At 37.5% G+C, this 14,463-nt stretch carries 14 protein-coding genes and 1 riboswitch; of the genes, 13 read left to right on the forward strand and 1 reads right to left on the reverse strand.

Annotated elements, in window-relative coordinates; translation table 11 throughout:
- Positions 1-145: 145 nt before the first annotated feature.
- Positions 146-517 (forward strand): GNAT family N-acetyltransferase, encoded by a 372-nt coding sequence (locus BJ095_RS11610; protein ID WP_107935327.1) that lies wholly within the window; start codon positions 146-148, stop codon positions 515-517.
- 23 nt (positions 518-540) lie between these two features.
- Here the strand turns inward: BJ095_RS11610 and BJ095_RS11615 are convergent, their stop codons facing one another.
- A complete protein-coding gene (locus BJ095_RS11615; RefSeq protein ID WP_107935328.1) occupies positions 541-1,062 on the reverse strand; it encodes a DUF309 domain-containing protein in 522 nt (173 codons plus the stop codon).
- A 101-nt stretch (positions 1,063-1,163) separates the two neighbouring features.
- On the opposite strand from BJ095_RS11615, the gene BJ095_RS11620 reads away from it, so the two are divergent.
- The 12 genes from BJ095_RS11620 (at position 1,164) to BJ095_RS11675 (ending at position 13,902) form a co-directional block, all read left to right on the forward strand.
- Entirely contained in the window at positions 1,164-1,937 is a 774-nt protein-coding gene (locus BJ095_RS11620) for a segregation/condensation protein A (protein ID WP_107935329.1), read from the forward strand.
- Positions 1,912-2,502, forward strand: a complete 591-nt coding sequence (gene scpB, locus BJ095_RS11625) for an SMC-Scp complex subunit ScpB (protein ID WP_235867649.1) — start codon at positions 1,912-1,914, stop codon at positions 2,500-2,502. Before BJ095_RS11620 ends, scpB begins: the two co-directional genes overlap by 26 nt.
- Positions 2,503-2,620: 118 nt before the next feature.
- Positions 2,621-3,574: a D-alanyl-D-alanine carboxypeptidase family protein gene (locus tag BJ095_RS11630; RefSeq protein WP_107935383.1), complete on the forward strand. Its 954-nt coding sequence runs from the start codon at positions 2,621-2,623 to the stop codon at positions 3,572-3,574.
- Between the two features lie 257 nt (positions 3,575-3,831).
- Positions 3,832-4,566, forward strand: a complete 735-nt coding sequence (locus tag BJ095_RS11635; protein ID WP_107935330.1) for a pseudouridine synthase — start codon at positions 3,832-3,834, stop codon at positions 4,564-4,566.
- A 117-nt stretch (positions 4,567-4,683) separates the two neighbouring features.
- Positions 4,684-5,229, forward strand: coding sequence for a thiol-disulfide oxidoreductase ResA (gene resA / locus BJ095_RS11640; RefSeq protein WP_107935331.1), 546 nt, complete (start codon positions 4,684-4,686; stop codon positions 5,227-5,229).
- A 5-nt stretch (positions 5,230-5,234) separates the two neighbouring features.
- The gene (locus BJ095_RS11645) at positions 5,235-6,893 is read left to right on the forward strand and encodes a cytochrome c biogenesis protein ResB (RefSeq protein WP_107935332.1); all 1,659 of its coding nucleotides are present in this window, start codon (positions 5,235-5,237) and stop codon (positions 6,891-6,893) included.
- Positions 6,890-8,080, forward strand: a complete 1,191-nt coding sequence (gene ccsB / locus BJ095_RS11650; protein ID WP_107935333.1) for a c-type cytochrome biogenesis protein CcsB — start codon at positions 6,890-6,892, stop codon at positions 8,078-8,080. The genes BJ095_RS11645 and ccsB overlap by 4 nt, the downstream gene beginning before the upstream one ends.
- Positions 8,081-8,287: 207 nt before the next feature.
- A complete protein-coding gene (locus BJ095_RS11655) occupies positions 8,288-9,004 on the forward strand; it encodes a response regulator transcription factor (protein WP_107935334.1) in 717 nt (238 codons plus the stop codon).
- On the forward strand, positions 8,997-10,772 hold the full coding sequence (locus BJ095_RS11660) for an ATP-binding protein (RefSeq protein WP_107935335.1): 1,776 nt from the start codon (positions 8,997-8,999) through the stop codon (positions 10,770-10,772). The genes BJ095_RS11655 and BJ095_RS11660 overlap by 8 nt, the downstream gene beginning before the upstream one ends.
- A 224-nt stretch (positions 10,773-10,996) precedes the next feature.
- A complete protein-coding gene (locus tag BJ095_RS11665) occupies positions 10,997-11,530 on the forward strand; it encodes an RNA polymerase sigma factor SigX (RefSeq protein ID WP_107935336.1) in 534 nt (177 codons plus the stop codon).
- Positions 11,527-12,762: a hypothetical protein gene (locus BJ095_RS11670; RefSeq protein WP_107935337.1), complete on the forward strand. Its 1,236-nt coding sequence runs from the start codon at positions 11,527-11,529 to the stop codon at positions 12,760-12,762. Before BJ095_RS11665 ends, BJ095_RS11670 begins: the two co-directional genes overlap by 4 nt.
- A gap of 108 nt (positions 12,763-12,870) precedes the next feature.
- A riboswitch (FMN riboswitch) is annotated at positions 12,871-13,044 on the forward strand.
- 273 nt (positions 13,045-13,317) lie between these two features.
- Positions 13,318-13,902, forward strand: coding sequence for an ECF transporter S component (locus BJ095_RS11675; protein ID WP_107935338.1), 585 nt, complete (start codon positions 13,318-13,320; stop codon positions 13,900-13,902).
- Positions 13,903-14,463: the final 561 nt, after the last annotated feature.

Below are 14,463 nucleotides of genomic sequence, written 5' to 3' on the forward strand. Positions count from 1 at the left end.
TCTTAATTCCTAAACCATCAGTCGAATAAAAAAGTATAGAATCTTATATATTTGTTAATAAATGGTAATAAAGTTGATTCCTTTCTTCAAATCATGTAGTATATTTAAAGATGTTGTACTGATAGAAAACGAGGGAATGTTATTCATGTTAATACGCTATAAAAAATCTTTTGAAAAAATAGCAATGGGCTTGCTTTCGTTCATGCCTTCCGAGAAGGACGTAAAGCATTTAATGGAAACAATTCATTCTTATGAAGAAAAAGACAATTGGCATTTATTTTTATGGAAAAAAGATGAAGAATATATCGGCATTGTGGGAATAATTGAAGAGGATTCAGTTGCTACAATTCAACATATTACAGTTGTCCCTTCCTATAGAGGTGAGGGTGTAGCGATCACGATGCTAAAGGCATTATTAAATACAGGGCAATTTAAAGAAATCAATGCAAGTGAAGATACAAAACCTTTTATAGAAAAATGTTTACCAATAGTAGAAGAGGTTGACGATTCTAAATAGCGTCAGCCTCTTCTTCTTTTTCATTACTTTTTGTTCAATCTTTTTTGTGATAATGCAAGTTTTCGATTATTGCGTGCTTCAAGAATATCTGAACGATCGCGTAGCATATGTTTATGAAGGAGAAAGTCTTTGGGTAATGGAGACAGCTCTATTATTTGTTTTTGTACTAGTGAAGCAAGAGTTTCGTTTGTTATCATAAGCTGAAATGCTTCAAAGGGTTCACCGTTCTCAATAGCTTTCAAGCTGATTTCACAGTTATTACATAATTCATCGAACTCAACGAACTCAAAAAAAGGAGATGTTTGATTCTGTGTGAAATTTTTCTTTGCCTTATTTAATATTTTCAAAGCACCGGCTGTATTGTTTCGGCGCCAATGATACATGCCAGTTGCAAGTTGGACATATCCTACCAGTGGGTGATCTTTTTCGCCAGGAGCACACATTTTCCAATATTCCTCTAAAACTTCGTGACACTCAAAATAATCTTGATTGCCATTAAAATATGTACAAAAATCTACATATAATGGGTGAAGCAATGGATGCATAACAATCCTCTTTCCTTATTACTAATTTTTGATTTAAAATACATAAGGTACACATACTCTTATATATAAAAGAAAACGAACAAACGTCAGGTGGTTGACACATGTATGAAGTAAAATTAGATGCCTTTACAGGACCTCTTGATTTATTATTGCACTTAATTCATCGTTTGGAAATTGATATATATGATATTCCAATGGCAGAGCTAACTGCACAATATATTGATCATATACACACTATGAAAGAACTTGAGTTAAACGAAGCAAGTGAATATTTGGTGATGGCAGCAACACTACTTGCCATTAAAAGCCGCATGCTTCTTCCTATACATGAAGGTGAAATGGAAGATGCGGAATTTGAGGTAGATGGACCTGACCCACGTGAGGAGCTTGTATCCAAACTAATCGAATATAAAAAATATAAAGAAGCAGCCGTAGAATTTAAGGAGCTAGAAGAAAATCGTGCTCAAGTATTTACGCGTACACCAAGCGATCTAACGGGCTTTGTTCCAGATGAACAGCTTGCGCTCTTTGATATGAATGTCAATGTATACGATATGCTAAGTGCTTTTCAAAAGCTGCTGCGTCGTAAACAATTGAAAAAACCATTATCAACAAGAGTTGCAAGGCAAGAGATTTCGGTAAAAGCCCAAATGATTGCAGTTATTGATTCCTTAAAACTAAATGGTGGTAAATCTAAATTTTCTGATCTTTTCCCATATGAAGATAAATCTACAATGATTGTAACTTTTTTATCATTACTCGAGCTAATGAAGCGCCATGTCGTTTTTGTAGAGCAGGAAAATAACTTCGAAGACTTAACAGTGACTTTACAAAAGGAGGATCTTAGCGATGAACTTGAACAGTTTGATGAGTAAAATTGAGGCTCTACTTTTCGTAGTAGGGGATGAGGGCATGACTGCCAAACAACTCTCTCAATTATTAGACGTCGATCTGATGGAAATTGAAGCAGCATTAAGTGAGCTTGAAACAAACTATAGTGAAGCAGAGGAACGCGGTGTAACCTTAAAAACATTAGCTGGTACATACCAACTGACAACAAAACCAGAAATGGCCGATACCATTAAAAAGCTAGTTGAAAACCCAAATAGCCAGGTTCTTTCAACAGCATCGCTAGAGGTTTTAGCAATTATTGCGTACAAGCAGCCCATCACGAGAACTGAAATTGAGGATTTACGTGGTGTGAAAAGTGAAAGACCGATTCAAACCCTCGTCTCTCGTGCTCTTGTACAAGAAGTCGGCAGAGCAGAAGGGACAGGTCGTGCAATTCTTTACGGAACAACGAAGGAATTCCTAAATTATTTTGGTCTAAAGGATTTAACGGAGCTTCCTCCATTACCAGAAGGAAATGCAGTCGATGAAAATGAAGAATCGGATCTATTTATGACCAAGTTCCAAGAAGCGTTCAATTCTCAAGAATAACTATCCTCATTCATCAAATGCCTTCAAAGGAGCATAAGATGATTAGACGAAAAATGTATCTTGATTTTAAAAAAGGAGTGGCTTGTTGAAGAAAATTGCAAAAGTCTTTTTTGCGTTTATGTGTATGATGGTTGTATTTTTCTCTGTAACTCAAGCAGCAAGTGCTTCCTATGCTGTAATTGATGCAGAAACAGGAAGATTATTAGAAGGAAGCAGTCCCCATACTCGAATGCCGATTGCTAGCTTGACGAAAATTTGGACAGCTCTTATTGCGATTGAAAATAGTAAGCTGGATGATGAAGTGGAGATCACTCAAAGAGCAGCCTTAAGCGAGGGCTCATCTATCTATTTAGAGCCAGGTGAGAAAATCAAAGTAGAATCGTTACTTTACGGGTTAATGCTTAGATCAGGTAATGATGCTGCTTATGCTTTAGCAGAGCATGCAGGAGGCTCACTTGAAGGATTTGTTGATTTGATGAATGAAAAAGCGGATTTATACGGTTTAAATAATACAGATTTCACTAATCCATCTGGTTTGCATAATGATATTCATCTTTCTTCAGCCTACGATACAGCACAAATGCTAAGGATTGCCCTGCAAAACGAAACCTTTAAAAAGGTTTCTTCAACAATTAACTATAAAGAGCCGTCAAAAGGAGTTACTTGGCAAAACAAACACCGCTTATTACGCCAGCAGGTTGGTGCGGTTTCAGGGAAGACAGGCTTCACAAAAGTTGCTGGCAGAACATTAGCAACCTATTTTGAACAGGATAACAAAAAGGTAATTGTCGTTACCTTGAGTGAATCAAATGATTGGCAAGTACATAAAGGGCTTGCAAATAAAATTTTTGATAACTATGAGTATGTCACAGTTGCAGACAAAGGAAAATATCAAGCAACAGAAGAAAAATCTGTAGAGCTAGCACAGCCAATTTCCATTCTTCTTAATAAGCAAGAAGCGAAAGAAGTTCGAAATGTGCTGCATTTGTCAAGAAAACAAGGGCAATTTGGTATTTGGCATGTTATGTTAAATGATGAAAGTATTTATGCTGCAAGAGTAAATGTGAAATAAAAAATGAAGTACGATTGAACTGCTGTTAGTATTTTAGGACTGCGTGAGAGCAGTCTTATTTTTTGCATACTTAGAGAAAAATGTCGAAAAATGAAATAGACCGAATTAAATACAATCGAGCTAGGGGATTTCCATCTCCTTTCAAAATAGTTAAACAACTTTTGGAATAAGCTGTTTTTCTTTAATAATGCGGTAGAATATGACATAATTTTGAGGCAGACTTATATGTGCTTACACGGATGAATGAGGTGGAGACAATGGAAAGATTACAAAAAGTAATAGCTTATGCTGGTGTAGCTTCAAGGCGTAAAGCAGAAGAATTAATAGTTGAAGGAAAAGTAAAAGTAAATGGAAAAGTTGTAAAGGAGCTAGGTACGAAAGTATCGAATTCAGACACAATTGAAGTAAATGGCGTAAAGCTTGAAAAAGAGGACAAAGTATACTTCCTACTATACAAACCAAGAGGTATCATCTCTGCTGTTACGGATGACAAAGGCAGAAAAACAGTAACGGATCTCTTTAAAAAACATGTACATCAACGTATTTTCCCAGTTGGTCGTTTGGACTATGATACGTCAGGATTATTGCTGCTAACGAATGATGGAGAATTTGCCTATCAAATGACACATCCTAAATTCAAAATCGATAAAACATATATCGCTCGTGTAAAAGGTATACCAACAATTGATGGTCTGAAAAAACTGCAACGTGGTATCAAATTAGAGGATGGAAAAACAGCACCAGCCAAGGTGAGTATGACATCCTTTGATGAACAAGCGAGTAAAGCGATTTGTGAGATTACAATCCATGAGGGTAGAAATCGTCAGGTTCGTCGTATGTTTGAAGCAATTGGGACACCAGTTGTAAAACTTAAGCGTGAACGTTTTGCTTTTCTAGATCTAGGTGGCTTGGTGCCAGGTGAATACAGAGAGCTAACAAAGCATGAAGTGAAATTACTTCGTGTACTATCTGATACAGGTAAAATTGATTAAGTAAAAATGACAGTCCGTGAAAACGTTCATAATTCAGTCAAAAACAATAGCAAATGCGTTTTTTGAGTTTGCTATAATAAAACAGATTGAATAGTTTTCGCAGGGAGGAAACGACATATGGATAAAAAAAAGAAGCGTTCAATAACTCGTGGTGTTATTCTCGTTGTTCTTTTAGCAGCAATTGTATATGCAGTCTATACTTCTGCAACAAATGACAAGGTGAAAGTGCTGCAGGTTGGCGACAAAGCACCCGATTTTGAACTAGTGGATTTATATGAAAGCGGTTTAAAACATCGCCTTTCGGATTATGAGGGCAAGGGGGTCTTCTTAAATTTCTGGGGAACTTGGTGTGAACCATGTAAAAAAGAGATGCCAGCCATGTCCCGTCAATATGCAAGCTACAAAGAGCAAGGCGTTGAAGTGTTAACGGTTAATATTGCTCAAACAGAATTTGAAGTGAAAAAGTTTCTTGAAAGCTTAGATGTTCACTTCCCTGCTGTTATTGATAATACTAAAGCGGTGATGACTGCATACAATGTCAATCCATTGCCTACAACAATCCTGATCAATCCTGAAGGTAGAGTTGAAAAAATCATTACTGGTGAAATGAGCGAAGCACAAATCGCCTCATATATGGAATCAATTAAGCCAGAACAGGAGTAATTTATATGGAAAAGATTATTTGTGTTTGTGGTCATGAAAATCCAGCAGGTACCAAGCTTTGTGGAAAGTGTGGTCGGCCACTAACAGAAGAAGCAAAAACAAGTAAAATTCTTGATATGAAATACGATGGTGCTGCGATCCGTTCAAAAACGCGCAATAAATCGATTGTTGATAAAATCTGGAACTTCTTTTCAAGTGTAAAAGTAGGTATTACCCTAATTATCATTAATCTAGTTGCAGCATCGATTGGGACGATTTTTCCGCAGGAGTTTTATATCAGTGTTTCAACAGAGGCTCAAAAAGCTGAGTATTATGAGCAAAATTACGGTTCTTTAGGGAAGCTATACTATGAGCTCGGACTTTCAGATGTCTATAGTTCTTGGTGGTTCCAAATCCTGGTAGGGATGCTCGCTATCTCGATTATCGTTGCTAGTATTGACCGAGGAATCCCGTTACACAAATCTCTAAAAAATCAGCGTGTAAAACGACATGCCAGCTTTATGAAGCGTCAGCGTATCATTTCTGAAGGTGCTATTACTGACGGCGATTCAGCTAAAACGTTGAACATCGTTGAAGAAAATATGAAAAAGCTAAAATACAAGGTTCGACGTGATGGCAATGCCCTACTTGCTGAGCGTGGTCGCTTTTCTCGTTATGGCCCATACATAAATCATGTTGGTTTAATTACCTTCCTAGCTGCAGTAATGCTTCGACTTGTTCCTGGATTCTATGTAGATGAGTCAATGTGGGTACGTGAAGGTGAAATGCGTGCAGTTCCTGGAATGGAAGGCTATTTTATAGAGAATGAAAAATTCATATTAGAATTACATGATAATGAGACAACAGAAAACCAAGAGCTACAAGGTGTGAATGTTGTTGCAAAAAACTATCAAACTAACGCAAAGTTATATAAACAAACTGAAGATTCAGTTGCAGGTAAGGCGGATAACTTAGAATTAGTGAAGGAATACGAAATTCGAGTAAATCATCCACTTCAGCATGATGGTTATTCCTTCTATCAAATGGACTTCCGTTTAAATGAAATTAAAACAATGAATTTTGAACTGACAAATAAGGAATCAGGGGAATCTTTAGGTGCTGTAAGTGTAGACTTAACTAATCCTCAAGATGAGTATGTAATTGACGAACAAACTAAAGTTCAATTATTAGGCTATTACCCTGACTTCTCAGGCTTTGAGGATGGGGAGCCACAAACGGCAACGCCAACTCCTAATAATCCAGCATTTATCTTTAAAATGACAACACCAGAAAAACCAGAGGGTGAAGTAAGCTTTGTAGCGATTCAGCAAACAATCGAACCTAATGGTGATAATGCTCACAAAATGGAATTCCAAAGTGTTGAAACAAGAAATATGTCTGGTTTAACAGTTCATAAGGACAGCTCAATCCCAATGCTTGCAATTGGTGGAGCAATCTTTATGATTGGAGTAGCAATCGGTTCTTATTGGAATCACCGTCGTATTTGGGTAGAGCAGCTAGAGGATGGGACAATTCGTCTAGCAGCACATACAAACAAAAACTGGTTTGGTATAAAGAAAGATTTAGATTCACTAACTGAATCTGCACATCTGCCTCAATATATCGATCAGTCTGACGATGGGGAAGACGAAGAAAAAGAAAAGGAAGGTGACAGCACCTTATGAGTTTAATTAGTTTAAGTGGGAACCTACTATTTGTAGCATTTATCGCCTATTTGGTAGGGACATTACTATTTGGCGGTGCTATTAAAAGTAATAAACCTGATGGTGCGGTAAATCGTGCAGATAAATGGGGAAGATTAGCCATAATCGTTACGATTATTGGGTTATTGGCACATCTAGGTTACTTCATTACCCGCTGGATTTATAAAGGACATGCACCTGTAAGTAATATGTTTGAGTTTACTACAGCGTTTGGTATGTTCATCATTGCGGCATTTATTTTAATTTACTATATGTATCGTTTAACAGCACTTGGTCTTGTGGCATTACCGGTTGCCATCTTAATAATCGGTTATGCTGCGATGTTCCCAACGAGTGTGGATCCTCTTGTTCCTTCACTTCAAAGCTATTGGTTAACGGTTCACGTTATTACAGCAGCAATGGGACAATCGATTTTAGCCATAAGTGCTGTGGCGGGATTAGTCTATCTATTAAAAGCCGTTGATCCGAAGAAGAAATCTAAAAGTCGTTTCTGGATGGAAGCAGTACTTTACTTCGGTGTTTTAGTAGTAGGATTTATTCTTGCAACGGTAATTTTCAAGGGTATTGGCTATGAAGCAGACTTTACTTATATTGATACACAGGATAGTGAAAAAGAAATTACGTACTATATGCCAGCTGTATTTGGTATGAATGACTCTACGTTGTTAACAGACAATGCAATGGAACCGATTTTTGAAATGCCAGCTGTTATTAATGCGAAAAAATTAACTACAGTATTCTGGGCTTTCATCATTGGTTCAGTAATCTATATATTGGTTCGATTAGTTACACGCAGAAGTATTCTTGATATGCTACATCCTTTAGTGCAAAAAGTTAATTTAAACCTATTAGACGAAGTTGGCTATCGTTCAGTATTGATCGGTTTTCCTGTCTTTACTTTAGGAGCACTAGTCTTTGCAATGATTTGGGCACAGGAAGCATGGGGACGTTATTGGGGCTGGGATCCAAAAGAGGTTTGGGCTCTGATTACATGGCTATTCTATGCTGCTTACCTGCATTTGCGTCTATCAAAAGGATGGGAAGGGAAAAAATCTGCATGGCTTGCGGTTATCGGCTTTGCAATTATTCTCTTTAACTTAATCGTTGTAAACTTAGTAATTGCTGGTTTACACTCTTACGCTGCATAAAGGAAATGTTGAAAGTTCTTCTCAGAAATGGGGAGAACTTTCTTTTTAGGAGGATCTGGCTTTTTAATGAGATACTTAGCGATCAGCAAAGCTTTCTTCCATAAATCTAAATTTGGTAGTGTCAAGTTAAGATTTCTATTATATTCTTTAAATTTTCGACATGAAATTGTACAATAGGAAAGAGAAAGAATGAGAGGGGTAAAACCTATGTCTGAAAATATTTCTGTGTTAGTAGTAGATGATGAGGATCGTATTCGCCGCTTATTAAGAATGTACCTTGAACGTGAAGGGTATATCGTAGATGAAGCTGAGAATGGGGAAATGGCTCTCACAATGGCGTTAGAAAAAGATTATCATTGTATACTTTTGGATATTATGATGCCAGAAAAAGATGGCTTGCAAGTCTGTGAGGAGCTTCGTTTAGAAAAAACAACACCAATTATTTTATTAACTGCTAAGGGCGAGGAAGCAAACCGTGTACAAGGGTTTGAGCTTGGTGCAGATGATTATATAGTGAAACCGTTTAGTCCTAGAGAAGTGATTTTACGTCTGAAAGCGATTTTACGACGATCTTCAGCATTTTCACCTGTTACAACCCCTACTACATCTAAAGATCTAGTGGTATTCCCGCATCTAACGATCGATCATGATGCACATAGAGTGTCGGCAGATGGAATAGAAGTGAACTTAACGCCGAAAGAGTATGAGTTACTATACTTCTTAGCGAAAGCACCAGATAAGGTTTTCGATCGTGAGCAATTATTAAAAGAAGTATGGCATTACGATTTCTTTGGAGATTTACGTACAGTTGATACTCATGTTAAACGTTTACGTGAGAAGCTAAACCGTGTGTCAGAGGATGCTGCTAAAATGATTGTCACTGTTTGGGGTGTAGGCTATAAATTTGAGGTTGTAAATGAATAGAATTTGGAGCAGTATTGTCGGGAAGCTATGGTTAACCATATTGCTTCTCGTTTCGTTTGTATTGTTCGTCTTTACTGTTTTAATGCTGGAGTTTCTAGAAGACTATCATCAGGAGCAAGCTGATATTTCCTTAAGGCAAACAGCCTCAACTATCGCAAGTATCGTTGATAATTACGATCTAGAGCAGTTAACTGACGAGATTATCAATGAAATGATAACGGATGACACAAATGCATTCATCGCTTCCCAGGAAAAAGAAGTTGTTTCTACCTTTCAAACGGGACTTAATAGCATCCAAATCCAAAATAGCATATTAAAAAACAAAAATTTTAATGAAGTCTTCGAATCAACTGAGCCAATTTTGGATCGGATGATTTTACCTTCTCAATTAGAGGAAGGCAAGATGGAAACTTATATTGTATTGAGCTATCCCTTGAAGAGTGATGAAACAGTACATGGAGCAATCTTTATTTATCAAAATCCAAGTGCGCTTCATAAAACATCTCAGGAAACTACGAAAATTGTTTTTCTATCAGCGTTTATCGCCTTTGTATTAACAACGTTTTTTGCATTTTTCCTTTCTTCTCGAATTACGTGGCCGCTTCGTAAAATGCGTGAGCACGCCTTCGAGCTAGCAAAAGGTAAATTTGATGAAACCTTGCCAACGACGCAAAATGATGAAATTGGTCAACTAGCTGTTGCCTTTAACCAAATGGGGCGTCAACTTAAGCATCATTTAGAGGTGATCAATCAAGAAAAAGAGCAATTAGCAAGCGTGTTAACATCTATGACAGACAGTGTTATTACCTTTAACCGTGATAAAACGATTCTTCTTAGCAATCCACCGGCAGAAAAATTGCTTCAAAAATGGTTTATCCAAAAGAAAAGTGAAACGGATTACCCAATGCCGCAGGAAATCTATGAAATGCTAGAGCATGTTCTAAGCTTTGAGGATAAATTAGAGGAAGATATCGAAATCGACGGCTCTTATTACCGTATTACAATTAGCCCGTTAAAAAATAGTGAACAATCCATTCGTGGTGCTATAGCTGTGATTCGAGATATGACCGAGCGTATCCGTTTAGAAAAATTACGTTCTGATTTTATTGCCAATGTATCGCACGAGCTTCGAACGCCGATTGCGATGCTGCAGGGGTATTCGGAGGCGTTAATAGATGATGTCGTATCTGGTGAGGATGAGCGCAATGAAATCACCCGTATTATCTATGATGAATCCCAGCGTATGGGACGCCTTGTAAATGATTTACTTGATTTAGCTCGCATGGAAAATGGACATACGACTCTTTATAAGGACGAGGTTGAGATTGTTCATGTTGTGGAGCGAATTACTCAAAAGTTCTCTCAGGTAGCAAGAGAAAAGAGAGTACAGCTGCAATTTAAAGGAGATCTTGATGAAAATGTCCAAATTAGTATGGATGAAGACCGAATTGAACAAGTCCTTACTAATTTGATAGACAACGCAATCCGTCATACGCCAACTGAAGGCGGTGTAAAAGTCTCTGTTGAGCAGGAGCTTTCTTATGCCAAAATCCAAGTAGCCGATACGGGGGAAGGGATTCCTCTAGAGGATTTACCATATGTTTTTGAACGATTTTATAAGGCTGACAAAGCACGGACTCGTTCTAAGGGTGGTACTGGACTAGGACTTGCCATTGCAAAAAATATTGTAGAAGCTCATAAAGGGAATATTCGTGTCGATAGTGTAGTAGGACAAGGCACAACCTTTACGTTCTACTTACCATTATAAATTCAGTAATTTGTTGAATGAAATTTTGCCAATTTTTTAGCTATTAGCTGTAGTTTCGGGTATCTCTAAAGTATGTGAATAAAACTTTAGGGATACCTTTTTGTATAGAGTAGGGTATATTTTCAATGAGATACTTACATGTTAAAGACTGGGAAGCTTTTTATTTAACTGAAACTTTTTTACTTAAAATACGACAAATCTAATAAGAACGGGGGTGGCTTGGATTGAAAGAATCCATTTTCCATCGTTTATATGATTCATACCATCAGGATGTCTTCCAATTTTTAATTTATATGGTTAAAAATCGAACGGTTGCTGAAGATTTATCGCATGAGGTTTATGTGAGAGTTCTAAAATCCTATGAGCGATTTCAGGGAAGAAGCTCAGAGAAGACATGGCTATTTGCCATTGCCAAAAATGTAGCAATCGATTATTTCAGAAAAAATGCGGTACGTTCCTCACATGCATTTGACGCTTTTAACTGGGAGACTGATCAGCTTGTCTCACCAACAAAATCACCAGAAATTTTAACTGAGCTCAATGATGACATGCGTGATTTATTAGATGCTTTAGAGAAATGTACAGGTGATCAAAAAATGGTCATTATTATGCGCTATTTTCAAGAATTATCGATTGCCGAAACAGCTCAAGTTCTAAGCTGGACAGAGGGTAAGGTTAAAACTACTCAGCATCGAGCTATCCATAGGCTACGTGAAATATTAACAAATACGACAGAACAAAAGGAGGCAAATCAATGAGTCATGATAAGTGGGAAGACAAGAATATAGAAAACATGCTAAGTAAAGTACCAAAAATTCATGATCAGCGTTCAAAAGAAGACGTGTTAAATCGTCTAAAAGAAGACGGTCAACTTGATGATGAGCCTTTAAGTACAAACACTCAAAAAGACACAAGTAAAAAGGTCAAATGGATGCCTATAGCTGTTTCAATTGCTGCTGTTCTATTACTGGCTATTATCATTCCTTCGTTTTTGAATGAAAATTCTTCTTTCGATTCAGCTGAAGAAAGTGCACAAGTAGAGGATAGTGAATCGATGGATATGGAGCGAGAGATGAAAAGCTCAGAATCGACTGCAGAAGATTCAAGCGCAGGGATGACTATATTCAATTCAGAGAATGGGGACAATCGTACAGCTGTATACCCTGAAGAGCTTGATGGGCATACGGTATTTAAATTAGGGTTATCAAGTGATGCTGCAGATAGTTTGCCAATAACTGTACTAATTCCAAATGACAGAATACAAAAGGATTTTGGTGATGTAACGCCAACAGGGGTCGAGATTTACAACCATTATGCACCACTATTTAACGAAAGTGCGATCGGTTTTACTGATTATCATCCATATGTTGGAACAATTTCTGAATTAGGAGATCAAGTCGTTCACACATTACCAAACGATCAAATCTATGATATGGCTTCTGCCTCTCTGACAACTTATTTTTCTTCGTTGGTCGATACATTTAGTAACAGCTATGAAGAAGTAGCGATGATGGATGAAGAAGGCTCGGCCTTTATATTTAGCGAAGTAGGGGAGCCAGCAGCACCAATTGCATTGAATGGTGAAACCACCCAATATAATTACTATCGATATACACAGGCTGATGGCACATCGTATTTAGCTCCTAATAATAGAGAAGCCTTTACAACAATAGAGGATGCTCTTATATCTATGAAGGAAGAAACGAATGACATTTATCAGTCTGTCATTTTACCTAATGTAGATTATGAAGTAACTGTTGAAGATCAAACGGCAACCGTTCAATTTAAAGAAGAGGTCGATTTGGATGGTTTTGAGCAGGCTGAAGCGATGCAAATGATTGAAGGAATTTTGCTAACAGCAGCGAATTTTGATATGGCCGTACAATTTAAGAATATTGCTCAAACCCAGTGGCAAGGATTTGATTTTTCTGCACCACTTCCAAAGCCTCTAGGAGCAAATGAAATCTCGTTTTGGACTGTGTTTCAATAATAAATAACGAAAAAAGTTTAGTAATTGAGTAGGAATTAGCTAACTTTTCATCTTTACAACATCTCAAAGTCGAGATATAATGAGACTGTAATACCAAATTAAATATTGATTCATCTTCGGGGCAGGGTGTAATTCCCGACCGGCGGTAATAGAAGCTGCGATTTCTGACCATTCACTTGGAGGATATTGCACAAAAGCTTCTTCAGCCCGCGAGCTTGATTTTGAGCAGGATTTGGTGTGATTCCAAAGCCGACAGTATAGTCTGGATGGGAGAAGGTGAAGGTACGGTCTCTTTTCGTTATTCGAAGGAAGCTGTGCGTTATAGTATTGCTAATGCGAAAAAATGCATTACTTTACTGCTATTTGAGTATCTAATTTTTTGAACTTGGATACTTGATTTAACGTACAAATTTTCTTATTTTTAATGTGCCTATTTTCTCCCTTATGCATTTTTTGCGTAAGGGATTTTATTTGTTCATTGGAAAGAATAATGGAATACAAAATGGCTGTCCTTTCTTCTAGCTTAGTTGAATCAGCAAAGAGGAGAGATTGATTATGTTTAATCAAAAGCTTAAATTACGTTCTTTCGTAACAATCGCAATGTTAAGTAGTATCTCGTTCATTTTAATGCTACTGAATTTTCCATTACCGTGGTTCCCAACATTCCTGCAAATCGACTTCAGTGATGTACCTGCATTAATTGCTGCCATTACAATGGGTCCATTAGCTGGCATCCTAGTAGAACTATTTAAAAACATTCTAGACTGGATTTTCTCGGGCACGCCAACAGGAGTTCCGGTAGGGCATATGGCAAATTTTGCAACAGGACTTTTATTTATTCTACCAGTCTATTACATTTATAAAAAGTTCCCAACAATCAAAGGCTTAAGCTTTGGTTTAGTGGCCGGTACAATCATTATGTCAGTAGGCATGAGCCTATTAAACTATATTGCCTTCTTACCAATGTATTCTTACTTCCTTGGATGGGGCACATTCGACATGAAAGAAACAATTGTGTTAGGTATCCTTCCGTTCAATATCGTAAAAGGTATTATGCTCATGGTCATCGTTATCCTACTATTCCGTACAATGAAAGTATGGATTGAAAACCAAAGAGCACAATATTTCCTTATAAAATAAAAGTAGTACGAAAGCTGTTCGTTAAGTCAATTAACATTGACTTGATGGGCGGCTTTTTTGTTATGGTGAAGAAGGTTGATTGGGGATTGAAGTGTGTAGAGATGGATTCTCGGTAAGAGAGGGGGGATCAGTGCCACGAAAAGCAAATTCGGAGGATTATCGGTAAAAGAGGAGTGATGTCAGTGCCCCGAAAAGAATGATTGGAGGAATATCGGTAAAAGAGGAGTGATGTCAGTGCTCTGAAAAGGGTGATCGGAGGAATATCGGTAAAAGAGGAGTGATGTCAGTACCCTGAAAAGAATGATTGGAGGAATATCGGTAAAAGAGGAGTGATGTCAGTGCCCTGAAAAGAATGATTGGAGGAATATCGGTAAAAGAGGAGTGATGTCAGTGCTCTGAAAAGAATGATTGGAGGATTATCGGTAAAAGAGGAGTGATGTCAGTGCTCTGAAAAGGGTGATCGGAGGAATATCGGTAAAAGAGGAGTGATGTCAGTGCCCTGAAAAGAATGATTGGAGGAATATCGGTAAAAGAGGAGAGCTGTTAGTGCCCCAAAAAGCA

The organism is Ureibacillus chungkukjangi (assembly GCF_003217295.1).
Taxonomy (GTDB): domain Bacteria; phylum Bacillota; class Bacilli; order Bacillales_A; family Planococcaceae; genus Ureibacillus; species Ureibacillus chungkukjangi.